Source organism: Gordonia sp. VNK1, from assembly GCF_040049135.1.
Taxonomy (GTDB): Bacteria; Actinomycetota; Actinomycetes; order Mycobacteriales; family Mycobacteriaceae; genus Gordonia; species Gordonia oleivorans.
On sequence record NZ_JBDZDJ010000027.1, the window covers coordinates 26,053 to 52,599 of the forward strand.

The following is a 26,547-nucleotide window of genomic DNA, read 5'->3' on the forward strand; positions in this document are numbered from 1 at the left end:
CCGTGCGCTACGCATGGTCTGGACCCTCGTCGGACTCCACCACACGGACCCGACGAACCCCGGGAGCCCGCTTCGGCCTGGCGTCCCCAGCGGGCACGATGTCGGGGGCCGATGCGGTGGCTCGTCCCTGCATGACGACCACGGGCTCGAACAACTCGGCGGGGGAGCAGTCGAGGATGTCGCAGAGCGCGGCGAGCACCCGGCTGTTGATGCGTTCCGGTTTGCCCGTCATCAACCGGTAGGCCTGGGGTTGGGACAACGTGACCCCGCGGCTGCGCAGCAGGGTGACCAATTCTGTTGACTTCCAGAGGTTACGCTCGGCCATGAGTTTTCGGAGGTTCCAATGGAAATCGACGCGCTTCTGAACGTTCATGCGTGGCTGCTTTCGCCGTAGGGGATGTCTGCGGAAGCCAGGCGCTCCCGGATCATGCGCTGCAGGGTTTTCTGCCGGTAGTCCGAACTGACTTGGGTGTAGAGCGCAGTGGTCGATGAATGCTCGTGGCCCACTTGCTGTTGCACGAACAACGGGTCGTAGCCATCTTCGATCAGGTGAGTGACGTAGGAGCGGCGAAATCCGTGCAGCGACAATCCATCTGATAGTCCGGCACGTCGGCGATAGTTGGTGAACCGTGTGGCGTAAGAGTTCAGGGTCAGTTGCTGACCGCGTTCTGACGGCCACAACCAGGGCGAGTCGTCCGCCTGGCGCATCAGTTGCCGACAGCCCTGGGGACCTGCCCAGGCCTCGAGGACGTCGGAGGCCCAGTCCATCAGCGGTACCGTCAACACGGTGCGACGCTTGTGTGCCGATCCTCGTGACCCTTTGCCAAACCGAACATAGACGGCGCCATACGCTTTATATTGTGGCACATGTGGATTCGGGCCAAAGTCGTGGATCTGTAGACGCAAGACCTCCTGACGGCGCAGGCCGTAGGCGTAGGCGACCTTGGCGATACAGGAATCCCGCAGAGTGGTCAGCCATGCCTTGCTGTTCTGCGCGTACAGTCGTTCGACCTCGTCGTCGAAGAAATCGAACAGAGTCTGGACTTCACTGCGGGAGAACGCTCTTCGCTGCGGTTCTGCCTCGTTGTCAGAGACATGAACCGGCAAGTTGTAGGCAAAGCAGATCTGCGACGGGTACTCGCCAAAGACCTCCGCGCACAGATCGGGCCACCGATACGCCGGCTCGCAGAGGAAGCTGCAGAATCCTCGGATCACCATCAGGTAGGCGCGGACTGTCGACTTGGCGGCCGTTCCGCCGTTGCGTGCGTGCAGGGTGGTGACGTAGTCGTCGACGTCCTGCGGCATCCACCGCCAGGGGTAATCGCCGGCGACATCCTGAAAATCGCTCAGCACACGTAGGTACCCATGGATCGTAGAGGCATTCAACGTTCGGGCCATCAACGCGGATTTCCACCCCTCGAGCATCTCCGTCCACACTTGCTCGTCAGGGCGGAGCAACTCCGCGCCGGACGAGATCAGACGCAACGGAGCACTGCCTGGCAGTGGATGCTCACCGCTCATAACCGCGTATCCTACGCTTGCATTCATCTAATGAATAGACGTGCGCGGATACCCCCGTCGGGCCACGGCATTTCCAAGGCACGTCTCGGTCCCGGCGGACGACCACACTCGGATCCAACGGCAGGAACCGCCAGATGACCTGTTCAACAGGTAAATACACCGCAGTGAGAAACGTCACTGTGACGAATATCGAACCTAGTAGACGCGCTGAAGTGCGGGAACCGGACGGACACCCAATCGCCGCGTACGGGTGCATCGGCGCGTAGATCCCATTCATTAGATGAATGATCTCAACATGTCTGCACGTCATCGTTACGGCAGCCCGGCCATAAGGCGCCTCCGGCCAGTTCGGCGAGGACAATGATTGCTGGTCAGCGGGTTTTAGCACTCGTCTCGAGTATTCATCTGTTTTCGAACTCGATAGGTAATAACGCCGATAAGATATCTTATGTCAAGTGGTAGCTTGACAACCCGCTGGTATAGCGAAAAGCGCTCGCTACCGCGCAGTCTCGCTCGATACGATTCCGACCGATTCACTTGCTGGGAGTCTGCTCCTGAGGCTGGTCGGTTGAGTTCCAGTAGAAGGGTAGGAAGCGCCTGATGGCCTGTCGGATTAGCGAGCTGGTGCTCGAGTGTCACGACCCTGGCGTTGTCTACAGCCATCGTTCGACGTGGCTGCATTCTCAGGCGGCGTGCATCTCGAATGCGTTCCTCCTCATTATCGGAATCGGCGTGGAGCCCAACGTCGACCTCGCCGCCGCCGCAGACCTTCGACCTCGCCGCCGCAGACCTTGCCGTTGACATGGCGTCGTCATCGACGGCCACGCTTGGACCAGTGATCCCGACGTCGTGGCCGCCGGGGATTGCGCCAGCCACGACATGGCCCGCTACGGACGTCGCATTCGCCTGGAGTCCGTGCCGAGCGCCGCCGAGTGGGCCAAGGTCGCTGCCGCGACCATCTGCGGAAAGCCTAAGGAGATAAAGGCGCTCCCCTGGTTCTGGTCGGATCAATACGATCTCAAGCTCCAGATCGCCGGGCTCAACACTGGATACGACGAAGTCGTCCTCAGTGGAAACCCGACCCGTGACTGCGACTTCACCTGCTACTACCTACGCAGTGCGGAGCTGATTGCGGCGGACTGCATCAATCGTCCCCGCGATTTCATGTTCAGTAAGCGGGTCATCACCCAGCAGCTCCCCATCGGCCGCGCCGAACTGTCACCCGCCGGTGCAGTGTGAGGCGACTCTGCCTTGAGGGCGATCGATGTGAGTCGGCGAGCGATACGCAATTCGAAAGGACGAACAGGTCCAAACCTCATTCGGCGCGTCCACTGACGAAAAGTCGCGGCTTCGATAGCCTGGCTCGCGAATCGGCCTTTCCCGCCGAGCTCGACATCGACCCATGGGCTATGCATGCCCCAACCTGGAACGCATCCTGGCAATTGACTGGTCTTCGACACCAACGCCCCGCGACTCGGAAAGGACGGCATATGCTCCGCAAGACCTACATCCAGGGTTACCCCCATCAGATCGGGGGCCACTGTGGTTCAGGCGCGATGCGAGATCTGCTGCACTGGCACGATCTCGGGTGGGACGGACCGCCCAGCGAAGGGCTCGTATTTACCCTCGGGGGCGCCTTGGGGTTGTCCTATCTTCGATCGAATGCCCTCGTTCCACCGCTGTATCTGGTGGGACGAGGTGCCGACTTCGAAGTCGACCTACCCCGCCGGCTCGGCGGGCAGGTCCAGGTCCTCACCACCGATGATCCAGAGGAGGGATGGTCGTGGGTACGCGACGAAATCGACTCCGGTCGACCAAGCCTGGTGTGGGGCGACATCGCCGAGCTACCGTATCTGAGGGTCCAGATGCAGATGAGCCGCCACGACATCGTCGTAATCGGCTACGACGAGGACGCGGGCGTAGCGTTCGTCGTAGACAACGACCGGGCCGAGGTGCAGGCGGTCCCCTTCCACTCGCTGGCTCGGGCCAGGTCTTCGACGTCGTTCCCACAGCCGACGCGCCACTGCACGTATCGCATTACCTGGCCGAGCGAGCTCCCCACTATCGGCGACACTGCAGCGGCAGCGTTTCGGCAGTCTGCTGACAACTTGCGTCAGGCATCGGGGGCAAGCATCGCCGATCTCACCGCAGCCAGCGGTGCCGAGGGCTTGGCCGCTGCGGCAGCGCTGGCCGCCGACGTCCACGCCTGGGCCGACCTTCCAGATGACGAACTTGAAATCTTACTGTTCGGCCTCGGCGCGTTCATCGAGAAGGCAGGCACCGGCGGCGGGTTGTTCCGACGCTTACTCGCCGAGGGGTGCGCTGAGGTCGCAAGACTGACTGGCGACCTCGCCACAGCAGACCTGGCGCAAGCCGCCGACTGCTGTGCGCGGGCCTGGACCGAGACCGCGCGCGCCGGGATCCAGCGCGGTGCTGATGTGCGAGCTCGCCTAGATGCGGTGGCCGAGGCCGCCGGTCGACTGCCAAAGGAGGAGACTGATCTTGTCGAGGCTTTGGAACTTGCGTCCAGCTCGTTGGCGACTGCAGACCACTAACCGTCGTCTCGTGGAAATAAGATCAGGAGCCCATTATGTAAGACGAAGTTGTTGTAGAGAACGGCGTTACACGGGGAACACGTTTTGTTGCGGTGGAACTTTGATATATCTCTCAAAAGAGAACGCTAGTGACAAATACACCATGGACGCATCCCGCCGGCACACTCGACGGGGTCGCTGCGCGACCAGCTCATCGAACTGATGTGAGTAGTTCGACCAGGACAACGACGCCGAGCAACGAACCGACACCGACGCCATGATCAGGACCATCACCAGGTTCGCTTCGATCAGTGAACTCGAGTGGGCCGGCAGGCTGCCTGAACATATGGGCGGTGGAGAACAGCAAAGGCCTCGGCCATCCTGTCGCTGTGGCTGCTCGAGCAGGGGAATCGGTTGTCGATGTCCCTCCACCGAGACCGCCCGAGTGCGCCAGGTCTCCCGCGCGGCGGGCCGCTGATGCGGTGCGGGCGGCGCAGCGGGACCGGCAACAGGTACTCGACTGTGAGGCGGCGGGTGACAGCCGGGGTTGCAGCAACCACAAGGTGAGCCCGGCAGGTCGTCCCACGCCGCGGCGATCGCGCCGCCGTGCGCCATCGCCGAGAGTCGTGACATGCAGGGGCGCTGCGGCAAAGAGGGAAGCTTGTCGGCTGAGCAGCGGGTAATCGACCAGTACCGCCAACCATTTGAAGCCATTCTGCAAAGCTCTCATGCCCGCGAGGAACTAGACGACTTCGACATCGAACTCGCAATGTGCCAACTTCTCGGACCGCTGGTATTTCGCACGAAGAACCGGGCTACGAAACATCGACCGGCACGACTGCGCGCACATCGTTGACGACTTCCTCGCCGCCCACCAACGCACACACACCCCTCAACCGGAACGCACGATCAACCCGACCGCAACGCAAAGAATCGGTCGAATCGCGCCGCCACTGGCAAAACAAGTTCGGCGAATGGCTCGCTGCCAAACATGGTCAGTCCACTTAGCGGCGGGACGCGAACCCGGGATGACTGAATGGCAGACCACGTGAGAAGGCGACGCCTATGGTCGCGCCCGCGCCATCGATGATTCCCCACGTCGTTTCCAACAGGTGTGCGGCGAAGAACTTGTCGTCCACCCCTTGCTCACGACCGCCGTCGGTCCACCACTGCGTCGCAGATAGACCAGAACCCAGAATGGACGCCACGGCCATGGGAATAATCGAGGTATCTGCATGAATACGCTGCAGAGATTCAGTAAACCGACCGGCGATGACCTCCATCACCGACCTCAATTGCTCCGCAACTCCGCCGCTTCCCGATCCGGAGTACTCAAACAAATGATTCGCCATGAGAAATCTGACGACCACGGGATGTTGCCCGACGAGCGCGACGTACGACTGGATAGACGAGCGAACCATGTCGTCGACCGAAGCATGTTCTTGCTCGGCAAAAATTGTGACTTGCGCCGACTCCCACATCAACGCCCCGAGCTTCGCCGCCACCGCCCCGTTCAAGCCCGCTTTGTCGCCGAAATAGCGGTACAGCTTCGGTTTAGATACCTCGGCCTCCGCAGCGATGTCGTCCATGCTGACGCCTACGCCACAGCGTTCGATGGCCCGTATGGCGTTCGATGGCCCGTATGGCCGCCTCGACCAGCTGTGCGCGTACCGCGACCCGATGTTCATCCCACCGCGTGCTACGGGCATCACGCACCCGACGCTGTACCTGAGATGGTGCGGAGGAAACGCGACGGACGACTGACATTGTGGAAGCAACGATACCGGAAGGGCCCTCCCCCCGCGATCATCAGCTATGTGCGTCCGGTCATAGGCATCAAGAGTTAGCCTTTCTCCGTGGCTGCGTCCAATCGCGCCACCGCTTCGTTGAAATCGTTCGGTGCCTCCATGTTGATCATGTGACCGATCTGCGGCAACACCACGAAATCGTGCAGCTGGCCGCGCTGCTGCAGCCGTTCGGCGAGATCGGTGGAATGAACCTCGGGTGTCAACCTGTCGGCAGAGCCCACGATCACTGTCGTCGGAACCGCAAGTGAGTCGACTCCTTTGCTGACATCGATAGTGGCCAGGACCCTGCCCCACATTCCCCGAACCGCAGGGGGGCAACGCAGTACTATCTCAGAACACTCAGCCACAACGTCGGCCGACGCGTGTGGACCCATCGTCCCGTACTTCACCAACCGCTGGTTGAAGCGCGTGTCGAGCATCTCCGGCCCCGCCATGGCGAGCCCGGCTGCGAAGGCCCGCTCCAATGAGGCGCGGAATCGGCGCGGCGACCTAATCAGCGTCGATCTACTTACCAACTGGGAGGGGCCAGTGCTCGCCAAGACGGCACCGCGGGACAGGAGGGGCACCGACTCCGGGTGCTCGGCAGCCCAACCCATGACCGACATCCCGCCCATACTGTGACCGGTCACCAATGCCTTACGACTCGACGTGACGACAGCCCGCAGGACAGCCTCGAGGTCGTCGCCGAGGACCGACGCAGAGAAAGGGGTATGACCCCGGTCACTCCAGCCGTGCCCTCGTTGGTCATACACCACCACACGGTGTGTGCTGGCGAAGTGTTCGATCTGAGGTCTCCAGAATCGGCCCTGGCACGCCCACCCGTGACTGAACACCACCAGCGGCGCATCATCACCCAGCCCGTACTCCTCGACGAACAGCCTCGTGCCGTCAGTGGAGAGAACCTCGCGCGACCGCCGCGACAGTAGGCCGGCTCCCGAAGAGTCAGAGGTCATCGAAACTCACCGTCACAGCGTCGGTGAGCGGAAGTGCCTGGCACGCGAGTCGCTCACCGTCCTCGATGTCGTCATCGACGAGGATGTTGTTTTGCACCATGTCGACATCGCCTTCGATGAGTTTGCAGACACACGCGCTGCATGCGCCCTCTCGACACGAGTATGGGGCGTTGTGTCCTTGCGAGAGAAGCACGTCGAGCAGCGGCGTGTTACGTGGCCATGCCGTGGTGATGCACTCTCCGTTGAGATAAACCGTGGCCGTCGCCACACCCTCGTCGTCACTGAGTCGACGCAGTGTGGCGGTGTCGAACGGGTCACCCGCCAGGGACTGGAACACCTCGCGATGCACACCCGAATGGTCCACTCCACACGCGGCGGCGGACCTTTCCACCAGGTCCATGAAGGGGGCAGGGCCGCAGGTGAAAATCTCCGCCCCTTTGTGGTCACGGATAATTTTCTCGACAGCCTCGGATGTGGGGATCCCGTTCTCGGACTCAAGCCAGCCGACCAAAGTGAACCGCTCGGCGAACTCAGAGCTGATTTGCTGAAGCTGGCGCTCGTACATGATCGAGTCGGCGTCACGGTTCGCGTAGAACAGGACGACGTCCCCACCGCCCGACACCAGTGCCGACTTCACCAGCGACAGGACCGGCGTGATGCCGCTTCCGCCAGCGAAGAAAAGCATGTCGACGTCGAGGCTCTTCGCGGTAAACTTCCCTGACGGCGTGAGGACGGTCAGCTCCATGCCGGCGAAGACGTTGTCGCACAACCAGTTCGACGCATATCCCCCATCGGTGCGCTTGACCCCGATCTCGAGGCGGAAGTCATCGACATGAGGCGAACTGCTCAGCGAATAACATCGTGCGACGTGGCCCGTCTGGTCAGACGGGATCTTCAGCGTGATGAACTGCCCGGGAAGGTGTTTGAAATCGTCGACGATCTCGTCAGGCACCTCGAAGGCGATGCTCACAGAGTCCTTGGTCTCTTGCACGACCTCCGACACGGTCAGCGTCCGTGAGCGGGCGGTGGTGCCCGGCCGAGTCTCCTGCTCGACGGTCATTTGATGATCCCCCGCTTGCGAGCCAAGGCGTAGCCCGCGCGTGTGATGGGCGCAGCCATGTCCTGGTAGCGCGGACCCACCACGCGTGCGACAAAGTCGAAGCCCCGTGCGTCTGCGCCGATCAACACGCGGGGCTTCTTCTTGTCCATTCCTTTGAGGATGGTGGCCGCCGCTTTTTCCGGGGTGGTCCTGGCGATGTTGTTGAACATCGAGGCAATGGTGGCGGTATCTGCCCCCATTTCGGATACACCGCGAGCGTTGTTGACGATATTGGTCTTGACGCCACCGGGGTGAACGCATGTCACCGTGACCGGATACCGGCTGATTTTCATCTCTTGGCGAAGTGCTTCGGTGAAGCCACGCACACCGAACTTCGCGGCGTTGTAGGCACTCTGACTGGGGATTCCGACCAGACCGAAGACACTGGAGGTGTTCACCAGATGACCATCACCCGAGGCGATCAGATAAGGCAGGAACGCCTTCGTCCCGTTGACAACACCACCGAAGTTGATACCCATCAGCCAATCGAAGTCCTCCCAGGACATGTCGACGACGTCGACGCCGAGGGCGACGCCGGCATTGTTGAACACCATATTGACGCGCCCGAATGTCGACTGGACGCTATCTGCGTAATCCTGGAAGGCAGCCCGATCTGCCACGTCCAACACGGCGGTCTCGACCGTCGCCCGATGCGCGGTACGGCACATGTCCGCCGTCTCTTTGAGATGCATCTCGTCGACGTCGGACAAGGCAAGGCTGGCCCCGCGTCCGGCCAATTGGAGGGCAAGGGACCGGCCGATCCCCGAGGCGGCTCCCGTGACGACCGCGACCGGGGTCGCGTTATGGCCTGCTGTCGAACTACTCACTGTTGTGTACTCACTTCTCCGATGACCTACGGCTGGACTGTCAGGCGATCTCGTACTCGGCGGGCTCGAAGTCTTTCGTCGCTCGCCAGTACTGCCAGGTGAACCCCGGCCACACCGTACGGTTGACACCCTGCGAGTCCAGATACCAGCTCGTACATCCGCCGTTGGTCCACACGCCCTTGGCGAGCTTGCGCTGGATGTCCTTGTTGAAGTGTTCTTGAACCTCGGGCCGTACATCAACGCGCTGCGCACCTCGACTGTCGACGGCGTCGATGGCCTTCAAGATGTACTTGATCTGCTGCTCGATCATGAACACGACAGAGTTGTGCCCAAGACCTGTGTTGGGTCCGAGCAGGAAGAACAGGTTCGGGAAGCCCTCGGTGGTGATGCCGAGGTGGGTGTTGATACCCGTCTGGTGCCAGTGCGACGGCAGGTCCTCGCCCCGCGCGCCTTTGAGGGCGAGTTGATCGAACCCGTCCGTGACATGGAACCCTGTGGCGTAGATGATCACATCTACCGGATGCGACACGCCGTCAGCGGTGACGATCGAATCCGCGGTAACCTTCTCGATCCGATCGCTGATCACTGTCGTGTTGGGCGCGGCGAGCGCAGGGTAATAGTCGTTCGATCCCAGGATGCGCTTACATCCGATGCGGTACGACGGCATCAGCTTCCGGCGTAGCTCGGGGTCGGTGATGGAACGTTCGATGTTCCACTTGGCCACCTTTTCGATTGGCCGCATAAGGTTGGAGTGGCCGTTGAGCCCGAAGGCCAGGCTCTCTGCGCCCCAGTAGACCGACCACCGAGCGAGGCGGCGAGTAATCGAGATCTTGCTGAGCAGGGTACGAAGTGGTCCCGGCACCGCGAAGTTCTTGCGCGGAAGTACCCAAGCCGGGGTGCGCTGGAACACCGTGAGTGTGCCGGCCTCCTTCTGCACGAACGGCACGAACTGAATCGCGCTGGCACCGGTGCCAATGACGGCCACCCGCTTGCCCTGCAGATCCACCGTGTGGTCCCACTTTGCCGAATGGAACGCCTGGCCGGCGAATTCGTCGATTCCGGGGATGTTCGGGAAGTTCGGGATGTGCAGAGCGCCGACACCGGACACGACGTACTGCGTGACGTACTCCCGGCCCGACTCGGTACGCAGGTGCCACCGGGATTCGGACTCGCTCCAGTATCCGGAGACCAGTTTCTGTCCGAAGTGGATCTTCTGGGTGATCCCACGCTTGTTGGAGATCTCCTTCAAGTACTGCTCGATCTCAGGCTGTGAGGACCACACCTTCGACCAGCTACCGCGGCTCTCGAACGAGTAGGAGTACATCAGGGACGGTACGTCGCACGCACATCCCGGATAGGTGTTGTCGCGCCACGTCCCACCGACGGAGTCGGCCTTTTCCAGCACAATGAAATCGTTATACCCGCGTCGGCGGAGCTGCACGGCCATACCGAGGCCGGAGAAGCCGCTACCGATGATGAGCACCTTGGTAGTGATGGGTTCGGTCGTTCCCGAGTCTGTCGCCGTGGCGGCGCGCGGCGCGCGCTTGGTGTTGGAAGACGGCATTGAGTGAAGGTCTCCTGATCAAAGAGTAGAGCGAACGGACCTGCTCGGCGCGGGACGCGTGGCAGGCAGATGTGAGGCATTCGTCTGAGCCCAGAGAGATCCGGGCGTAGGGTCGAGAGACGGATTAGCGGCCGCGTGGACCCGGCCGGGACGGGTCAGCGCAGGTCGTCGGGGAGGCTGCGCGTTGCGCGCCACATCGCCATTGTGAACTTCCCCTCCATCATCCCGGCCTCGTGGAAGAACCGGATCATCGGCTCGGACATGAACTGCAAGTTGACGCGATAGTTGGGGCTCGTCTGCTGCGCCCACAGGCCACGCAGCCGGTTGATTCCGTTAGCCGGGTATACCTTCGGATTGATGAGCAACGGGTACGCAAAGTTCGCAATGGCCGCCAACGTGCCTCGATGCCAAGCGCGGGAGATTCGCCCGCGGCGTTGCATGCCCTCCACCATTTCCAGCCGCGCGAACGTAATGTGGCGGGCCTCTTCGAGAACGTGGATCTTCATGAGCTGGCGCAGGTGCGGCTGCATCTTCGGGTCATTCATCGCCTCACGCTGAGCGCGGTCGAGGATCTCCTCGATGAGCAGTGTCGCACCGGACACGGACGGGCCGAGAGGCACGAAGTGCAAGATCTTCGCGAAGCTCAAGAACCCCTTCGGTAACTTGTACGGTGCCACCCCCGTCTTGTTGATCAACCGGGCAAACATCGTCGAGTGACGTGCCTCGTCGCCGATCTCGTTAAGGGCGTAGAGGGCCCTTTGATCTGTCAGGGCACCTTTGGCAGACATTCGGAGCAGCGCTGAGCTGAGCAGATTCTCTGCGTAGATACCGAAGCTGAGAATGCTGACAATTTCATGGCGCCCGAGTTCCACCTTCTGCTCATCGCTCATTTTCTCCCACAGCTTGGTGCCGTAGAGCGAGACACGATGCTCGGGCAGGAAGTACTTTCCCTCCTCCCAGGGCGAGTCCCAATCGATGTCGATCTCCGCGTCGTAGAACTTTTCGGCCGCCGCCCGCAGGAGTCGGCCGGCAGACCTTTGCATGTCGACGGGCTTGCGGGCACTGACGCGCGACACCCCTTCCGTCGAAACGTCGGGCTTGATCTCAACATTCTGAACGGTCATGTGACACCTCCGTTGTGTTCCGGGCCGAGCTGAGTCTCGTCTCTATACCCGATACTCTGGGTACCCGATACTGCTAGTGTCACTGCCAGTGTGTTCTTTTGTCAACGCTTGATGTGAAGAAAGTGAGCTTTACGTGTCTGACGACCACGATCTCGACTACTCCGGCGAGGGCACCTTGGTGTGCCGCGGCAAGGAGATTGCTGTCCGGGTGAAAATCAAAGGCTATTTCCAGCCCCTCAACGGCTTGTACACCTGGTACGGCAGGATCGACAAAAATGATGCGCTCGACGCCCTCCTCGCGGGCAGGCGCACGGTTGCTGTCTTCGTGACACCAGAGGGCCGCGCCGAGTGCGTCGTGGGCGATCCTGATTTCTGGGACCGCTATCGCATTACGGGCACGAGCAGGCCGCCGTACCACATCCCCACCACGCTCGAAGACGTGGAGTCGATAGCAGAGAGTGAACATCACAGCTGACCGACCCGCACGGAGCCGCCTGTGGGGCGTTCCCCCAATCCAATGAGTCCGAGAGGAAATTCGTACGTGGCCAGGTCGTCGATCGTTCACAACCGTCCATCAAGGCGTTCTGCCGGCACCGGTGAATACAGCGCTCAACTGGAAAAGGTCGCCTGGTTCACGCTGCGGCGCAAGGGATTCGTGGCGTCGGTCTGGGTCGTGGTTGCGGTCGGCTTAGCGGTGCTATTCCCGCAGCTGGAGTCCGTGATCCGACAGCAGTCGGTGGACCCGATACCCGCGGGCGTACCGTCATTTCAGACGCTCGACCGGATGGGTGAGGCGTTCAATGAGAAGGGGGCCAAGACCACCGTCTTCGTCGCCATGGAGAACGACAGGGGTTTCTCGGACACCACCCGCGCCAGGTATGACGAATTGGTGACCGCACTGCGTGCGGACACGGAACACGTCATCGCAGTCCGCGACCTGCTCGGCGACCCGCTCACGGAGAGTCAGGCGCTGAGCAAAGACAAGAAGGCGTGGTATCTGCCTATCGGTGTCACCGGGACGTTGGGCGGACCGGACGCTGCCAACGCCGTGGAAGCGGTCCGTGACACCGCGAACGAAATCTTCAGTGGTACCGACACAATTGTTCGGGTGACCGGTCCACCTGCCACGTTCACCGACCAGCTCGCGGTGGGTGAGACCGATCTGGTCGTGATCACGCTCGCCACGGTGCTGTTGATCGCCGGGATCCTGCTGATCGTCTACCGATCGATCTTCACCGCTCTCATGCCGCTGCTGGTGGTCGGCATGAGCCTGGCAGTGGGCCGCGGGGTGCTCTCGGGTCTGGGCGAATTGGGCATGCCCGTGTCTCAATTCACCTCGATGTTCATGACGGTAATCATCTTCGGCGCCGGAGTCGACTACTCCGTATTCCTCATAAGCCGGTATCACGAGGGCATCCGGGCGGGCGATACCCCTGACGTGGCCATTGCGAACGCCACCGCAACGATCGGTCGCGTGGTGCTCGCGTCCGCAGCGACAGTTGCCTTTGCTTTCTTAGCGATGGCGTTCGCCAAACTCAGCGTGTTCAACACGCTCGGCCCGGCGTGCGCGATCTCTATCGCCTTCGGCTTCCTGGCAACCGTCACTTTGCTGCCCCCCGTGCTGTCGTTCGCGGCAAAGCGTGGCGCGGGTCTACCTCGTCGTGACCTCACCAGACGGTACTGGCATCGGGTGGGAACGGGGGTGATCCGGCGGCCGGTCCCGCTGCTCGCGGTGAGCCTGGTGGCACTGATCGCTCTCGGCCTCATCGCGACCACCATGACAATCACCTATGACGATCGGGAAGGTCAGCCGCCGGACACCGGAAGCAACGAGGGATACGCGCTGCTGAACCGGCACTTTCCCAAAGACACCATCATCTCCGAATTCCTTCTGGTGGAGTCGAACGAAGACATGCGCACCGGCCAGGGACTGGCCGATCTTGAACAGATGGCGTCGCGCGTCGCGCAGACGCCCGGCGTCACCCGCGTCATCGGGGTGACCCGCCCGACGGGCGAGAAGCTCGAGCAGGCTGAGTTGTCATGGCAGAACGACCAGATCGGTAGTGGTATCACCGAACAGACCGATGACGCACAGTCACGGAAGGGCGACCTGGACCTACTAAAGACCGGGTCATCACAACTCGCCGACGGTCTTGCTCTGCTGAACGAGCAGGTCACCACCAACCTCGCGCCGCTGTCGGGGTTGCTCGAGCAGGCCTCGTCGGCCGGCGAGCAGCTCAGCCAGTATCGTCCGCTCGTCGATCAGCTGGCTGCTGCGGCGCCCGCACTTGATGAATTCTCCCAACAAGCTCCCGAGCTGTCTCGAGTGGCACGACAAGCACAGTCGGCTGCCGACGCCGTCGCACCGGCGTTGAGTGCACTCGATGCTCCCTGGTGCGTCCAGATCCCGCAGTGTTCGGCCTTGCAGACACAGACCTCGGACATCCGCGCATTGGCCGACAACCAGTCCCTCGGTCGTATCGCGGACTTCGCTACCCAGCTCGGTGGAGTCGAGGGCCCGGGAACGGCGGACCTCGCGCAGTTGCAGAGCTCATTGAACGTCCTCGACTCCGCTCTGCAGACGATCAACGGCCAGGACCTCGGCAGTCGGTTGTCACAGCTCCAGACGGGCGTCCGAGCGCTCGCCGACGGGGCCCGACAGCTGTCCGGCGGTGTGAGCGCATTGGTGGACAGCAACGTACAGCTGCTGGCGGGCCTGTCTCAAGTGGCCGCCCAGCTACGCGCGCCCGCCCGGGACATCGGCAACACTGACTCGGCAACGGGGTTCTACCTACCCGCCGACGCGTTCAAGGATCAACAGTTCAGCCAAGTGGCGCGCCAGTTCATCTCGCCGGATGGCAAGACTGCTCGCTTTGTAGTGCAGACCGCCTACGATCCGTATACCGCGGATGCCATGACGTTGGCGAACAGTCTGTCGAAGGTGGCCGAGGACGCCATGCCGAACACCACGCTGCAGGGTGCGCGCGCATCTGTCGCCGGGTTCCCGGCGATCAACGCCGACATCCAACGACTTCTGGCGTACGATTTCAAGTTACTCGGATTCGGAACGATCCTGATAGTCGGCCTGATCCTAATGCTCTTACTCAGGGCGATCGTCGCACCGATCTATCTACTGGCCACTGTCGTTCTCAACTACGCAGCCGCTCTGGGCATCGGTGTCCTAGTTCTGCAACACATTTTCGGCAATGAAATTGCCTGGCCGGTCCCGCTGGTGTCTTTCATCGTTCTAGTGGCAGTGGGGGCCGACTACAACATGCTGTTGGTTTCCCGGCTCAGAGAGGAATCGGTGGCCAATATCCGGCTCGGAGTTCTACGCACCGTCGCATACACCGGCTCGGTCATCACCTCGGCCGGTTTGATCTTCGCGGCGAGCATGTTCGGACTCATGCTGGGATCGATCGACGTGATGGTGCAGATCGGCTTCATCATCGGTATCGGGTTACTCCTGGACACCTTTCTCGTCCGCACGATTGTCGTCCCTGCGCTGGCAGCATTGTTCGGCGAGGTGAGCTGGTGGCCAGGGAGGGTGCACCGCCCGGCCGGTGAGCCGGATTCCACCGAGGGCGGGCTTCGGGTGCGACACCGGGTGACGGTCGACTGACCGGCGGCGAGCGGCGAGGTTTCCGTCATCCCCCACGCTTGGATTTGCATGCACGAACCTGTCGGCGAATCCCTCGATTAACGACTTGCCGCACCGGCGCACCACCGCAGGCGACCAGACTAATCGACGAAAGATCCACATCCAGGGTGCGATGCTCGGCGGGACCGGTTGCCACCAACGGCACCAGGAAACTATCAGTGATGATGGTGGCAGGTCCCCGATAACCGGTCCAGGCAGTTCTAGAGCCAGGTTTCTTCTAGCTGTCGGTCAGTCGATCTCGCAGCCCACGGGGTGGTGCTGGTGGGTGCATCGGGCAGCGTACTCGGCCGGGGTCTGGTAGCCCAGCGCCGAATGGCGGTGCCGGTGGTTGTGGTCGTCTTTGAAGTCGCCGATCACCACCCGGGCTTCGAGCAGGGTGGGCCAGCAGTTGCGGTTCAGGCACTCGTCGCGCAACCGGTTGTTGAACGACTCGATGAACCCGTTGTTCCACGGCGTGCCGGGCGGAATGTAGGAGATGCCTACCGACCCTGCACAGAACGTCTGGAGGGCTTCTGAGATGAACTCAGGGCCATTGTCCATGCGTAGCACCATGGGTGGGCCACCCCAGATCGCGAATGTCTTCTCCAGTTCCTCGATCAACCGGTCGGCGGTGATCGAGCGATCCACGATGTTGAGCAACGACATCCGGGTGTGTTCATCGACCATTGATGCGATCTTGACCTTCTTGCCATCCACGGTCGAGTCGAATTGAAAGTCCAATGCCCACACCACTTTCGGTGCATCCGCTGCCACGATCGGCACCGAGGATTGCCCGGCCCGTTTACGCCGCGGCGCCCGCCGGACTTGCAGGCCCTCCTCCTTCCACAGCCGGTGCTGTCAACGGCGGCTGAAAACTGACCCTTTATCGACGGTTGAATTTGGGGCTGGTGCACGAGTAGGTGACATCTGATCTGGCTTGCCCTGCCGGGCGGCCTGGAAGGATGCCAGCTGTGCCCAAGCCCTATCCCCAGGAGTTCCGCGACGACGTTGTCCGCGTCGCCCAGAACCGTGAAGACGGTGTGACTCTCGAACAGATCGCTGCCGACTTCGGTATCCACCCGATGACCCTGAACAAGTGGATCCGCAAGGCCGACGTGGAGGCCGGGATCAAGCCCGGCACCACGTCGGCCGAATCGCGTGAGCTGCGCGAGGCCAAGCGGCGTGTGCGCCTGCTTGAACAGGAGAACGAGGTCTTACGCCGGGCGGCGGCGTACCTGTCCCAAGCGAATCTGCCGGGAAAAGGTGGTACCCGCTCGTGAGTGAGCTGGCCGCTGACGGCATCCCCGTCACGGTGGCGTGTCGGGTACTCAAGATCGCTCGCCAGCCCTACTACCGGTGGCGCAAGAACCCGATCACCGACGCCGAGCTCGCCGAGGCGTACCGGGCCAACGCCCTGTTCGACGCCCACCGCGAAGACCCGGAGTTCGGCTACCGCTACCTCGCCGACGAGGCCGAAGCCGCAGGCGAGAAGATGTGCCGGCGGACGGCGTGGCGGATCTGCTCCGCCGGCGGCTGGACCAGCACCATCAGCAAGAGAGGCCGCGGCAAGCACCGCAAGGCCGGCCCGCCTGTACACGACGATCTCGTCAAGAGAGACTTCACCGCGCCCGGCCCCAACGAGCTGTGGCTGACCGACATCACCGAGCACTGGACGGCCGAGGGCAAGCTGTACCTGTGCGCGATCAAGGACGTCTACTCGGGCCGGATCGTCGGGTACTCGATCGACTCGAGAATGAAGTCCCGCCTGGCCGTGGCCGCCCTGAACAGCGCTGTCGCCAGGCGAGGGGACGTGGCCGGCTGCGTTCTGCACAGCGATAGAGGGTCTCAATTTCGTTCGAAGAAGATGCAGAAGGCCATCACCCGGCACGGCATGCTCGGGTCGATGGGCAGGGTCGGTGCGTGTGGTGACAACGCGGCGATGGAGAGCTTCTTCTCGCTGCTACAGAACAACGTCCTCGACCGTCGATCCTGGGCCACCAGAGACGAGCTCCGGGCCGCCATCGTGCACTGGATCGAACGGACCTACCACCGCCGCAGACGACAGGACCGCCTCGGCAGATTGACCCCCATTGAATTCGAGACCATCATCAACCACGAGGCCCCTCAGGCCGCGTGACTAACCCTGTCACCTATCCGTGCACCAGGCCCATTGCTCGTGGGTCCAGTTCTCGGCGCGTGCCCGCTCAGCCAGCTCGGCCCAGCAGCGGCGGATGGTGGGCATCTTCAACGCCCGTGCGGCGAACTCGATATGTTTGCCGATCGAATTGTCAGACATGGTGTTTCATCCTTCAGTGATAGTGGATGCGGTGGGTGTGAGTCCGCCTGGTGGCGGGGTGGCGAAGTGCACCCCGAACAGGTCGTCGTAGTCGGGTAGCGCTCTGATGGGCACCTCGTGGCCGTCGGGGTGGGTGCGTACGCGCGCGGCATTGCGGGCCCGGTTCTGCAGCTGTTGGTTGCGGTAGTCGCGGCGCAATTCTTTAGCCGCCCGCACGTGCTGTGCGTCGGCGATGGTGACGTGGTTGGCCCAGCTGCGGTCATGGTCGGCGACGGTGACCTCGCCGCACGCGATCCGCACCCGGTGTAGATCGGCGGTGATGTCGACAAACCGGCCGATCACTGAGGGGTGCACCGAGTAGTCGTTGCCGGCCACGCGCACGTAGTAGTCGCGGCCCAGCCGCACCCGAGTGCTCAACCCGACTTGTGGTGCACTCGGCGGCAGCGTCGCCATCTGCGCCAGGTCCTCGGTGAGCACGTCACAGGGGCGTCGATCACCAATCGAGCGCACCACCCGGGTGTTGGCGTAATCGGCCAGCCAACGATCGAACTGGGCGGTGAAGTCGGCTGGCGAGGCGAAATGGCGGCCCGGCAGAAATGAGGTCTCGAAGAACCGGTTGTTGCGTTCGACCATGCCCTTGTATTCGGGATCGCACGGTGGTGCCAGCTCGAGTCGAGTGCCCAGACTGCCCACGAATCCTGCCGCCAGCGCCGTGGGCTTGCCCTTGCCGCCGATCGCGGATTCGCGGTCCCACACCAGCTTGCGGGTCACCGCACCCAGCTGCGACAGCAGCAACCACATCCCGGCGAGGATGTCTCCGCCCTGGCGCGAGGGGATCATCACCGCCGAGCGGTACCGGGAGAACGCCAACGTCATCACCAACACCGGCAACATCGACAACTGGTTGTGGCCCACCGGGATTCGGTAGTCGGGGAACCACAGATCCCATTGCGAGCACCCGCCGGGTTGATAGATCACCCGATCAGCGGGATCCACCCCGCGGAACTCCGGGCGAATCACCCGCACCCGATCCTTGAGGACCGTCAACGACCTCGACCACCCAATCCGCTGCGCGATCACCGTCGCCGGCATCGTCGGATACTCCCGCAACAACGCCCGGATCTGCGGTTCGAACGCATCCACCGCCGACCCCTTCGACGGCCGCGAGTAGCTCGGGGCCGTATCTGAGGCCAACGCCGCCCGGACCGTATTTCGCGCCACCCCCAACCGACGCGCGATCTCCTTGATCGGCACACCCTCGCTGCGATGCAAACGGCGGATCTCCGCCCACTGCTCCACTGAAATCACCCTCCTAACAAGACGGGGGGTCAAAATTCACCCGTCGTCAGGGGGTCAGTTTTCAGGCGTCGTCAACAGGTGCACCTTCTTCTTGTTCACCTCGATGCCGTCGTCGAACCGCAGGTGTGCCCACGCCCGCCGGAACCCGTGCCTAGGGTGCTTGCGGGCGTAGGTGCGTAGCTGTGCACGCAGGCCAGCGTCCGGGTCGGCCGGAGTTTGCGCCAACGGCACACGGCGGTAGGCAGACCGAGAGAGCCCAACAACCCTGCACGCCATACGTTCTGACACGCTCTTCACGTCTTTGAGCATGTCGATCGCGGCGCGTTTGGCGGTTGGGCTCAGAATTTTCCCTTGGCGATCTCCCGCAGCGCGTCTTTCTCCAACTCGGCGTCGGCGAGCAGCCGCTTGAGCCGGCCGTTCTGCTCGCGCAGCTCCTTGAGCTCTTTGGCAGCATCAGCGTCCATGCCGCCGTACTGGCGGCGCCAGTTGTACAAGGTGGCCGCCGATACCTCGAGGTCGGCGGCGATCTCCTCGCCGTTCTTGCCCTCCGCCGCCAGTTCATCGGCTCGGCGCAACTTGCGCACGATGTCCTCGGCCGAGTGACGCTTCCGTCCCGCCATGATCCTCATCGTCCCTTCTCCGCCCTCAACGGGGCAATCAGGACTCTAGAACCACCCGGACCGGTTCACGGGGGACACGCCAATGGCCCGCCGGTCCTCAGCGTGGTTCGCCGATGAGCTCAAGTCGGACGCTGAGACAACCGCAACGTTCAGGGTGCGCAGGACGGCACCTTGAACGGAACTGCAGCGTACGCGCCTCCAAGAGGTTCCACAGCAAAGTGGCGACACGGTCATCGTCGCCAACACCGGTGCTACCCAAGAGCATTGGTCAGTTGACCCGCATCGTCCCTCAAGGGACCAGTACGGCTCGAGCCGGTTCGTTTCCGCCCGTAGGTGATCACCTTGTCTTACGGCGTCATTCGGTCGCGACGTGGCGGAGAATCGACGTCACCGTCAAAGGTGACCGTCCTGCATCGTGCTCTTCATGAATACTCCTTCTGCGGCACAGCCGCCTTATTCTGCTGGGCCATAGTCCTGGATCTGCCAGCCCCCAGCCGTTTTCGACACGACCACCTTCAACAACGTCGGCAGTTCACTCGGTTGCGGGTTCTGCACGTTCTGCGTCTTCTGGCTCGCGAAGACCATCACCGTGTACTCGCCGTCGGTTTCACCAGTGACGCTGGTGGCCAGCACGCGTCCCGACGCCTGCACCTGGGCCTGCTGCATGATCTGCGTCAGCGTCGGTCGAACCTCGTCGTAACGCTTGACGAGCGCCTCACCTGCGTTCTCCTTGACCGCCGCAAAAAAGGCGTCGGTGTTCTGATAGCTGTAGGTCAGGGACTTGGTCGTGTAATCCGAGGCGGCCTCCGCCGCCGCAGCCCGTTGCGCGGCGTCGTTTTCCAATACCGACTTCGCGTCGTCGGCCTCGAGGTAGAGGTAGGCGAACACGCCGACCAGCACAGCGAGCACCACGATCACGGCCGAAACGACCACGGCAGCACGTGATCGCGGCCATACTGACCAGCGACGCCCACTCGGCGAGGGGGGGTCGACGTCGCTGTCGTCAACCCCCGTCGCGGCTACGGAAGCGGTTTTGGCGTTCTCGTCCACCAGCAGATCGCCATCCGTCGTCGCTGCTGCCGCGCCGCCCTCGACCTCAGTGGCCTCAGTAGGCGGTCTGGTCTGCTCGTCATTTGTCATCTGGGGCCTTCTGTGTACTTGCTGGTGACAGTCGCTTGCGGACAAGCCGTCATCTTGGTGATTGCGACACGGTGATGGGGACCTCGGCGCGACCTGGTCGCGACGTCGGGAAGGTTCGGGCGAGGAGGTCGCCGATCGATCCGAAGTCGACGTATGTGTCCGCGACCTTCTCTGTCGCCGGTTTCACCGCCCGGGTGATCGTCACCAGATCAGGCTGCAGGATCTGGATATAGCCACTGAGCTTGTCCACAAGCTTCAACACGGGAGGCCACTTGTCGTACGAGGTGGTTGTGAACTCGATGAACGCCCGCTGAATTCGCGCCAATCCGTTCACGGCGTCAGGGGTACGCACAGCTGCCGTACTGAGGACGTCCCCGACATTGGACATGAGGCCGAGCAGGAACTCGGCGTTGTCCGCGGTCACCCGGACGGACCCATCTTTGCCGACGAAATCGACTAGACGGTGCATCATGTCGCCGATCATGTCAAGGTCTCCCTGCCGTCCTGCGACGGCCTCGGCGACGGTCTTGTTGATGGACTCGATCGAAGCCGGGTCGAGCCCATCTGCCACCGCAGCCATCTTCGGCAACACCTGGGGCACCGATTGCGACACATGCACCGCCTCCGCGGGCACCACATCTCCGTTGTCGAAGTACCCGCCGGTGGCCGTGCCCCCGGGCACGAAGTTGATGTACTGTTCCCCCGCGATCGACAGATTCTGGATCGACATCACGCTGTCCTGGGGGATCTTGTGATCGGAATCGATCGCCATCTCGACCTTAAGTGCCGAATCCACGACGTTGATGGAGGCCACCTTTCCGACGGGTATCCCCCGCACCATCACCGGCGACGTGTCCAGTAGACCGCCTGAGCTGTCGATGAAGGCGGTTAACGAGTACTCGGAGCGGGTGGGGTTGACGCGTGCCACGCCGACGACGAGGTAGCCGAGCCCTACGACGAACACGACGGCCAAAGCCACCATCGATATGAGCGTGCTGCTGCTGCGCTTCACGGCATCATTCCGATCGATTTCAACACGGTAATGAACGATTCGGCGTCACGCCGCGCCAGGTCCCGACCATCGATGGAGATGTCCGAGAGGTTGATGTCAGGCGACCCCACGAATGGAATGAGTTTGTCGCGGATGACGCGCGTTGCCTGCTCCGTGACGGACTTCGAGTAAATGTCGGAGTTGGCGATCGACGCGATCACCGGGGCGATCGCGGCCACCGACTCCTTGATGCGTGAGTACTCCGGATCCACGATCCTGCCCGCGGCCGTAGCAAATGTACGCAAGTTGGCGATGAGTAACGCGACGTCGATCAGGGAGTAGCCGAGGCCATAGAAGTTGGTTCCGCCCTTGGTCAGCATCCGGTCGATTCCCGACGGATCAGCCAAAATCACTTTCAGAGTCCGATCAGCCGACCTCAACACTACGTCGAGCTGGTCGGTGTTCGAGGAGACCTCCGAAACGGTCTCCAGCGTTGTCCGATACAGGGCGTCGAATTCCTGCGGATCCTTGGGGAACGTGGTGTTCAATGTCGAGATTGCGGTGTGGATCTTGTCGAGTTCACCGCCGCCGAGGACATTCGCCATCCCGCGCATGACGTCCTCGACATTTGCTGCCGGCTCGGTCCGTGCCAGCGGGATCACCGAACCCGACCGCAGCAAGGCACCCGTCGACGGCTCGGCTGGGGGAAGGATGGAAACGTAGATTTCACCAAGGAGAGTGTCTTGACGCAGCTCGGCTCGCGATTCGGCCGGCAGCTGAGTGTTGTTCTTGATGCGAGCTTTGACGACCGCATGCCCGTTCTCGTACGTGACATTCTCGACGGTTCCGACGCTGAGCCCCTCTGAGAGGACTTTTGCGAGGGCCGGCAGGTTGAGTGCGCTGGTGAACTCCATCTGGATGTCGTAGCCGTTGCCGTCGGAGGTCCCTATGGTCGGCGGATTGTCGGCGTTGATCCCACACGATGTCACGAACACCATCGCTGCCATCAGTGCGATCACCAGGGGTCCGAGGCGTGCCCGGTTGACTGAGATCATCAGGCCCCTCCCCCCATCATCCCGGCGATCGTCCTTGATGCATCGCCGGGCCCGCAGACGCCGTTTGCCACCGGCGCGGCGCAGCCACTGACGAGGCTTCGCAAAGGCAGCGACACTGCGAACGCCTGCACGATCGACTTGGCATCGGGGTGTTTCATGATGAGGTCTGCCGTGCGGGCTGCGACCGCTGCCACCATGTCCGGCTGCTCTCCCATGCCGGCGATGAGCGGAACGGCAGCATCACCGATCGCGAATATTGGGGGCCCGAAATCCGTTGCGAGCCGCGAGAGGATCGGTACGAACGTCCCCGCGTACTCGACTGCCGCGCCGAACGTCTGGCCGAACGCGATGATGACATTGATGGCGCCCACGAAGTTGTCGAAGAGGGCGGTCACCTCTTTGTCGTTCTCGGTTGCCACCCCCGTCAGTGTTGCGAGGTTCCCGACGATCCTGCGAATCTGTCCATCCCGCTTGGCCGGGTCGTTGATGAGCGTGGCAGAGTCCTTGATGATCCCGGCCACGTCACCCTGGGTCCCTTCCAGATTGCGGGCGACGAGCTTGAGGGACTGCAGGATGGCGTCGGTGTTTCTGCCGTTGTCCTTGACCAGGTCCTCGGACAAGTCGCTGATCGAGTCGAGCGTCTGACTGATTCCCAGCGGGGTTCTGGTCTTACTCAACGGAATGCACTGATTCGTCTCGTATCGGGCTCCACCGGAGTACGGCTTGGTGAACTCGATATGACGTTCGGTCACGATGGATGTCGACACCAGAGTCGCGCCGACGTCGGCGGGCAGCGGCACGCTCTTGTCGACCCGCATGTCGATCCTCACACCGGACTGACCTTTATTCTGGTGCACCCCGACGACGCTGCCCACCTTCTTGCCGAGCATGGCGACTGCGTTGCCTTCGAAGAGGCCCGATGCATCGGTGAACTCTGCGCATAGGGCGCGCGTGTCGTCGGACGCTGTCCGGCCTATCCCGATACCAGCGATGACCACCACCACCACGGCGATCAGGAGCAGCAGTCTTCGGACCCAGGTGGTCAGCATTTGTCGTCACCACTCGGAATGCACACACGAACCTCTGGTTCTGTGGTGGCCGGCGCACCGACCGGCGCCTGGAGGAGGACGCCGAGGCGCTGAGTGATCTGATCGATCTGTGTCAGGGCATTGGAGTAGCCCGGCATCTCTGTCGACACCTTGTCCAGGAGCGTCTTGAACTGTTGCACGGACGGTTCGATGCCATCGCGGTACGCCACGAGCGGCCTCGTCAGAAGTTTGAACAGACGCCTGAGATAGTCGAACCCGCCGCGGACGTTCTGGATATCAGGTCCCAGCGTCCTGGCCAGGAAGCTGAGTTGACGGAGAAAGTCGACTAGCACCTGTTTTTGGTCGGCGAAAGCTTTGACGTATTCATCCGATAGAGCGACCGTTTTGTCGAGCTGACCGTACTGTCGCTCTAGGAGGTCCATCAGACTGCTGGTGTTCCTCAGTGCGTCGGGAATGTTTGTGTTGCCGTCGGAGAACGCATTCTGCAGCAGCGCCGCAGTTTGACGGAGATCGACGCCGTTCACATCACGGAACACCGGCGTCGTCGTCTCGAGCGTGTTGGAGATGTCGTAGGTACTCGATGTCTGAACAAGGGGGATGGCCCCCGACAGCGCGGTCGGTCCTGACCCTGGGTCCAGATCGAGAACTCGCCCGCCGATCGGCGTGATCAGGCGAACCGCTGCGGTAGCATCCGAACGGACTGACACCGAGTCGTCGAGTCGAAATTTGACTGTGATAACCGTTCCCGTGAGGTCCACCGACGACACCTTCCCTTGTCTTATCCCCGCTATACGCACCTGATCACCCGACTCCAGCCCGCCGGTGTTGACCAGATGGGCCGAGTACACCTTTTGACCGGGCGGTGCGATATACACGGCCCCGGCGATGACCAGACCGACCACCACGGTCACCACCACCACACCGGCGACGATGAGGTCGCGTCTGCGTTCGGGCTGGTGATGCGATCGATTTCGATTGAACAACCTCACTGACACACCACCAATCGTTGCCCCATAAGCGCAATCTGCGCTGTATCCGGCAGGGGCAGGAGACCTTTCGAACATTGCGCCTCGCTCGGCGTGGAGTTCGTCGCAGCGGTGAGCGAGTCCATAAGGGGCTTGAGCAGTACCGCGCCGTTGAGTAGACCCTCTAATTCCCCGGGTTCTCGCGCCAGACGCTGATAGATCGCCGCGAAACTCTGGTCGTACGTTGACTCGATTTGCTCGCCGGTGAGGACCGTCTTCGACATGGACCGGTTGACCTCGCGTAGCGACTCTCGCAGCCGGTCACTCACGCGGCTGAAGGCGTCGACGATCGATCCCAGCTTGTCGACGAGTTCGACCATCTCCGCCGAGCGGCCTTCGAGCTGGTCGGAGACCTGGCCGAGACTCGTCACAATATTCGTGATGATCTCAGACCGCTGGTTCCCGTAGGCGGTGATGTTGGCGATCTGCTTCAGAACAGGCGATATGCCCCTTCCATCACCTTGAGCAACGCGCAATAAATTGGACTGCAGTTCATTGATCTCGTCGGCATTAAGCGTGTCGAACACCGGCTTGAATCCGTTGAACAAGGTGGACACATCAAATGAGGGAATGGTCTTGTCGAGCGCCACCTGTGTGAGTTCCCCCTGTGTCTTCCCCTGTGCCGCACCGATCAATTCGACATATCGCTGTCCGAGAAGATTCTGATAACGCACGGCGGCGGTGGTTTTCGATGTGATCGTGACGTCGTCGTTCAGTTGGAAATGAACGACCGCCGTGGGCCCGTTCAGGTCGATCGCCGTCACATAACCGACCTTGACTCCAGCCAGCCGCACACCGTCGCGAGGTTTGAGCCCGGAGGCATCGGAGAAGACCGCTGATCGTTCAGAACTCGGTCCATCCGAGCTGGGTTGGAGGATGGCGATGATCACGTAGGTGAGAACGCCGATGACTGCGGCGAACGCGACGATCTTGATGATGGTGGGAGTTAACGACTTGAGCTTCATCTACCTCGGTCCTCCTACTGCAAGCGCGCTCTGCAGCGCAGGTGACGTCTGCACTACCAGGGCGACCTGAAGTTGTACTCGCTCGCCGACCTGCGGCGTGGCCTTGTCGATGCTGTCCAGGATCTGCGGGATGGTGTAAACGGTCCGCGCGAGCCCCGAGGCCGATCTGGCGACTGGCCTCGCCAGATCGAGGCCGACGTCCAGTAGTGAACTCAACGCCGGGTAGTTTTTGTTCAACAGTCCTCCGAGTGCGCCGAACAGGACCTCGCCGGTGTCGTTGAGGTTGCCCTTGGTCTGTTTGATGGCCTCGTCGGTGGCGAAGAAGTCAGCGATGTCGACGTTTATGAGGATGCCCGGAATGAACGGCTTCATGAAGTCGGCAACACCCTCGGACACGTCTGCCGCGATCGCCAAATCCTGGCCCACTGGCCGCTGTTGAACGTCCCGAGTGAGCTGTGCGATCTGGAACATGAGTTTTCCGGCGTCGGCAAACGTTTGGGAATCGTCGACGACAAACTTCACCACCGAATTGAACGCCGGCTGATCGAGAGCATTGACCAGCTTGGAAAGTTTTCGAATCAGGGTCGAGACCGACGTTTGTTCGGACTGCTGCTTGCTCACATAGACACTGCCGCCATCACGGATGAGCGCTCCCTGCCCGGGGTCGACAATATCCAGTGCCGTCGGCCCCAGCGCGTTGGCGGACGTGTAATTCACCGCCAAGCCCTGACGCAACCGGATGTCGTCGTTCACTCCGGTGAGCTCAATTTTCACAGACGTGCTTTGGTCGCGCACCGACACCGAGGACACCTTGCCCACCGTGAGGCCCCGATACTTCACCTCCGATCCGCCCTTCAACCCGTCACCAATCGCGTCGGTGGTGATCGTCACTGTCTTGTTATCTTCAAATTTTCCGGTTGCGTTTGACACCAGAAAATAGGCCGCAACCACCACTACGACGAGGACCCCAATCCCACGCAGTGTCAAATTTGTTATTGAGGGCGCGCGCCCTGACGGATCTTTATAAACAGCCACTT

The 26,547-nt window shown here is 61.9% G+C and carries 24 protein-coding genes and 3 pseudogenes; 6 read left to right on the plus strand and 21 right to left on the minus strand.

Annotated elements, in window-relative coordinates; genetic code table 11:
• Positions 1–7: 7 nt before the first annotated feature.
• Complete coding sequence (locus ABLE94_RS23385) at positions 8–373, minus strand: helix-turn-helix domain-containing protein (protein ID WP_006368700.1); 366 nt, start codon at positions 371–373, stop codon at positions 8–10.
• Positions 370–1,521, minus strand: coding sequence for a tyrosine-type recombinase/integrase (locus ABLE94_RS23390; RefSeq protein WP_006368699.1), 1,152 nt, complete (start codon positions 1,519–1,521; stop codon positions 370–372). The genes ABLE94_RS23385 and ABLE94_RS23390 overlap by 4 nt, the downstream gene beginning before the upstream one ends.
• Before the next feature lie 705 nt (positions 1,522–2,226).
• Here ABLE94_RS23390 and ABLE94_RS23395 point away from each other — a divergent pair.
• Positions 2,227–2,760, plus strand: a pseudogene (locus ABLE94_RS23395) (oxidoreductase C-terminal domain-containing protein); the annotation flags it as partial.
• 251 nt (positions 2,761–3,011) lie between these two features.
• Entirely contained in the window at positions 3,012–4,076 is a 1,065-nt protein-coding gene (locus tag ABLE94_RS23400; RefSeq protein ID WP_009678370.1) for a BtrH N-terminal domain-containing protein, read from the plus strand.
• A gap of 428 nt (positions 4,077–4,504) precedes the next feature.
• Here ABLE94_RS23400 and ABLE94_RS23405 read toward each other — a convergent pair.
• Positions 4,505–4,670 (minus strand): annotated as a pseudogene (locus ABLE94_RS23405) (PaaI family thioesterase); the annotation flags it as partial.
• A 61-nt stretch (positions 4,671–4,731) separates the two neighbouring features.
• Here ABLE94_RS23405 and ABLE94_RS26500 point away from each other — a divergent pair.
• Positions 4,732–4,948 (plus strand): annotated as a pseudogene (locus ABLE94_RS26500) (TetR family transcriptional regulator); the annotation flags it as partial.
• A gap of 111 nt (positions 4,949–5,059) precedes the next feature.
• Here the strand turns inward: ABLE94_RS26500 and ABLE94_RS23415 are convergent.
• From ABLE94_RS23415 to ABLE94_RS23440, 6 genes are all read right to left on the minus strand, one after another.
• On the minus strand, positions 5,060–5,644 hold the full coding sequence (locus tag ABLE94_RS23415; protein WP_009678371.1) for a TetR/AcrR family transcriptional regulator: 585 nt from the start codon (positions 5,642–5,644) through the stop codon (positions 5,060–5,062).
• A 254-nt stretch (positions 5,645–5,898) separates the two neighbouring features.
• Entirely contained in the window at positions 5,899–6,816 is a 918-nt protein-coding gene (locus tag ABLE94_RS23420; protein ID WP_030175638.1) for an alpha/beta fold hydrolase, read from the minus strand.
• The gene (locus tag ABLE94_RS23425; RefSeq protein ID WP_030175641.1) at positions 6,806–7,876 is read right to left on the minus strand and encodes a ferredoxin--NADP reductase; all 1,071 of its coding nucleotides are present in this window, start codon (positions 7,874–7,876) and stop codon (positions 6,806–6,808) included. The genes ABLE94_RS23420 and ABLE94_RS23425 overlap by 11 nt, the downstream gene beginning before the upstream one ends.
• Entirely contained in the window at positions 7,873–8,742 is an 870-nt protein-coding gene (locus ABLE94_RS23430) for an SDR family NAD(P)-dependent oxidoreductase (RefSeq protein ID WP_030175643.1), read from the minus strand. Before ABLE94_RS23430 ends, ABLE94_RS23425 begins: the two co-directional genes overlap by 4 nt.
• Positions 8,743–8,782: 40 nt before the next feature.
• On the minus strand, positions 8,783–10,306 hold the full coding sequence (locus ABLE94_RS23435; protein ID WP_030175647.1) for a flavin-containing monooxygenase: 1,524 nt from the start codon (positions 10,304–10,306) through the stop codon (positions 8,783–8,785).
• A 155-nt stretch (positions 10,307–10,461) separates the two neighbouring features.
• Positions 10,462–11,430 (minus strand): AurF N-oxygenase family protein, encoded by a 969-nt coding sequence (locus ABLE94_RS23440; RefSeq protein WP_348810057.1) that lies wholly within the window; start codon positions 11,428–11,430, stop codon positions 10,462–10,464.
• A 133-nt stretch (positions 11,431–11,563) separates the two neighbouring features.
• On the opposite strand from ABLE94_RS23440, the gene ABLE94_RS23445 reads away from it, so the two are divergent.
• Together ABLE94_RS23445 and ABLE94_RS23450 are read left to right on the plus strand one after the other, a co-directional pair.
• Positions 11,564–11,905 carry a DUF4873 domain-containing protein gene (locus ABLE94_RS23445; RefSeq protein WP_006361213.1) on the plus strand — a complete coding sequence of 114 codons (342 nt, stop codon included), beginning with the start codon at positions 11,564–11,566 and terminating at the stop codon, positions 11,903–11,905.
• Positions 11,906–11,947: 42 nt separating this feature from the next.
• Positions 11,948–15,052, plus strand: coding sequence for an MMPL/RND family transporter (locus ABLE94_RS23450; RefSeq protein WP_240199397.1), 3,105 nt, complete (start codon positions 11,948–11,950; stop codon positions 15,050–15,052).
• A 267-nt stretch (positions 15,053–15,319) separates the two neighbouring features.
• Here ABLE94_RS23450 and ABLE94_RS23455 read toward each other — a convergent pair whose 3' ends face one another.
• Complete coding sequence (locus tag ABLE94_RS23455) at positions 15,320–15,844, minus strand: integrase core domain-containing protein (protein ID WP_196222016.1); 525 nt, start codon at positions 15,842–15,844, stop codon at positions 15,320–15,322.
• Between the two features lie 197 nt (positions 15,845–16,041).
• Between ABLE94_RS23455 and ABLE94_RS23460 the strand changes: the two genes are divergently transcribed.
• Positions 16,042–17,207, plus strand: a protein-coding gene (locus tag ABLE94_RS23460; protein WP_085948641.1) for an IS3 family transposase whose coding sequence is annotated in 2 segments (ribosomal slippage) — positions 16,042–16,326 and positions 16,329–17,207 — 1,164 coding nt in all. Because the reading frame shifts where the segments join, the coding sequence is not laid out codon by codon here.
• A 9-nt stretch (positions 17,208–17,216) separates the two neighbouring features.
• On the opposite strand, the gene ABLE94_RS23465 is transcribed toward ABLE94_RS23460, so the two are convergent.
• The 11 genes from ABLE94_RS23465 to ABLE94_RS23515 all read right to left on the minus strand — a co-directional run bounded on the left by ABLE94_RS23465 (position 17,217) and on the right by ABLE94_RS23515 (position 26,545).
• On the minus strand, positions 17,217–17,366 hold the full coding sequence (locus tag ABLE94_RS23465) for a hypothetical protein (RefSeq protein WP_230461843.1): 150 nt from the start codon (positions 17,364–17,366) through the stop codon (positions 17,217–17,219).
• Between the two features lie 6 nt (positions 17,367–17,372).
• Positions 17,373–18,674: an IS21 family transposase gene (gene istA / locus ABLE94_RS23470; protein ID WP_168699673.1), complete on the minus strand. Its 1,302-nt coding sequence runs from the start codon at positions 18,672–18,674 to the stop codon at positions 17,373–17,375.
• Positions 18,675–18,719: 45 nt separating this feature from the next.
• Complete coding sequence (locus ABLE94_RS23475; RefSeq protein ID WP_155225535.1) at positions 18,720–18,890, minus strand: IS3 family transposase; 171 nt, start codon at positions 18,888–18,890, stop codon at positions 18,720–18,722.
• Positions 18,891–19,003: 113 nt separating this feature from the next.
• Positions 19,004–19,285 (minus strand): transposase, encoded by a 282-nt coding sequence (locus ABLE94_RS23480; protein WP_004023647.1) that lies wholly within the window; start codon positions 19,283–19,285, stop codon positions 19,004–19,006.
• 453 nt (positions 19,286–19,738) lie between these two features.
• Complete coding sequence (locus ABLE94_RS23485) at positions 19,739–20,425, minus strand: hypothetical protein (RefSeq protein ID WP_231381059.1); 687 nt, start codon at positions 20,423–20,425, stop codon at positions 19,739–19,741.
• A 49-nt stretch (positions 20,426–20,474) separates the two neighbouring features.
• Positions 20,475–21,407, minus strand: coding sequence for an MlaD family protein (locus ABLE94_RS23490; RefSeq protein ID WP_348810058.1), 933 nt, complete (start codon positions 21,405–21,407; stop codon positions 20,475–20,477).
• Positions 21,408–21,433: 26 nt separating this feature from the next.
• Positions 21,434–22,471: an MlaD family protein gene (locus ABLE94_RS23495; RefSeq protein WP_348810059.1), complete on the minus strand. Its 1,038-nt coding sequence runs from the start codon at positions 22,469–22,471 to the stop codon at positions 21,434–21,436.
• Entirely contained in the window at positions 22,471–23,520 is a 1,050-nt protein-coding gene (locus ABLE94_RS23500) for an MlaD family protein (RefSeq protein ID WP_348810060.1), read from the minus strand. The genes ABLE94_RS23495 and ABLE94_RS23500 overlap by 1 nt, the downstream gene beginning before the upstream one ends.
• The gene (locus ABLE94_RS23505) at positions 23,514–24,509 is read right to left on the minus strand and encodes an MlaD family protein (RefSeq protein ID WP_040520950.1); all 996 of its coding nucleotides are present in this window, start codon (positions 24,507–24,509) and stop codon (positions 23,514–23,516) included. Before ABLE94_RS23505 ends, ABLE94_RS23500 begins: the two co-directional genes overlap by 7 nt.
• Positions 24,506–25,510, minus strand: coding sequence for an MlaD family protein (locus ABLE94_RS23510; RefSeq protein WP_348810061.1), 1,005 nt, complete (start codon positions 25,508–25,510; stop codon positions 24,506–24,508). Before ABLE94_RS23510 ends, ABLE94_RS23505 begins: the two co-directional genes overlap by 4 nt.
• The gene (locus ABLE94_RS23515; RefSeq protein WP_348810062.1) at positions 25,511–26,545 is read right to left on the minus strand and encodes an MlaD family protein; all 1,035 of its coding nucleotides are present in this window, start codon (positions 26,543–26,545) and stop codon (positions 25,511–25,513) included.
• Positions 26,546–26,547: the final 2 nt, after the last annotated feature.

Excerpts from the sequence above, each read along its gene's own strand:
- ABLE94_RS23450 (WP_240199397.1), top strand. The coding sequence starts at position 11,948 with ATGAGTCCGAGAGGAAATTCGTACGTGGCCAGGTCGTCGATCGTTCAC.
- ABLE94_RS23385 (WP_006368700.1), bottom strand. The coding sequence starts at position 373 with ATGAACGTTCAGAAGCGCGTCGATTTCCATTGGAACCTCCGAAAACTC.
- ABLE94_RS23415 (WP_009678371.1), bottom strand. The coding sequence starts at position 5,644 with ATGGACGACATCGCTGCGGAGGCCGAGGTATCTAAACCGAAGCTGTAC.
- ABLE94_RS23490 (WP_348810058.1), bottom strand. The coding sequence starts at position 21,407 with ATGGTGGCTTTGGCCGTCGTGTTCGTCGTAGGGCTCGGCTACCTCGTC.
- ABLE94_RS23390 (WP_006368699.1), bottom strand. The coding sequence starts at position 1,521 with ATGAGCGGTGAGCATCCACTGCCAGGCAGTGCTCCGTTGCGTCTGATC.
- ABLE94_RS23400 (WP_009678370.1), top strand. The coding sequence starts at position 3,012 with ATGCTCCGCAAGACCTACATCCAGGGTTACCCCCATCAGATCGGGGGC.
- ABLE94_RS23435 (WP_030175647.1), bottom strand. The coding sequence starts at position 10,306 with ATGCCGTCTTCCAACACCAAGCGCGCGCCGCGCGCCGCCACGGCGACA.
- ABLE94_RS23500 (WP_348810060.1), bottom strand. The coding sequence starts at position 23,520 with ATGCTGACCACCTGGGTCCGAAGACTGCTGCTCCTGATCGCCGTGGTG.
- ABLE94_RS23425 (WP_030175641.1), bottom strand. The coding sequence starts at position 7,876 with ATGACCGTCGAGCAGGAGACTCGGCCGGGCACCACCGCCCGCTCACGG.
- ABLE94_RS23510 (WP_348810061.1), bottom strand. The coding sequence starts at position 25,510 with ATGAAGCTCAAGTCGTTAACTCCCACCATCATCAAGATCGTCGCGTTC.
- ABLE94_RS23495 (WP_348810059.1), bottom strand. The coding sequence starts at position 22,471 with ATGATCTCAGTCAACCGGGCACGCCTCGGACCCCTGGTGATCGCACTG.
- ABLE94_RS23480 (WP_004023647.1), bottom strand. The coding sequence starts at position 19,285 with ATGGCGGGACGGAAGCGTCACTCGGCCGAGGACATCGTGCGCAAGTTG.
- ABLE94_RS23485 (WP_231381059.1), bottom strand. The coding sequence starts at position 20,425 with ATGACAAATGACGAGCAGACCAGACCGCCTACTGAGGCCACTGAGGTC.
- ABLE94_RS23465 (WP_230461843.1), bottom strand. The coding sequence starts at position 17,366 with ATGTCTGACAATTCGATCGGCAAACATATCGAGTTCGCCGCACGGGCG.
- ABLE94_RS23420 (WP_030175638.1), bottom strand. The coding sequence starts at position 6,816 with ATGACCTCTGACTCTTCGGGAGCCGGCCTACTGTCGCGGCGGTCGCGC.
- ABLE94_RS23440 (WP_348810057.1), bottom strand. The coding sequence starts at position 11,430 with ATGACCGTTCAGAATGTTGAGATCAAGCCCGACGTTTCGACGGAAGGG.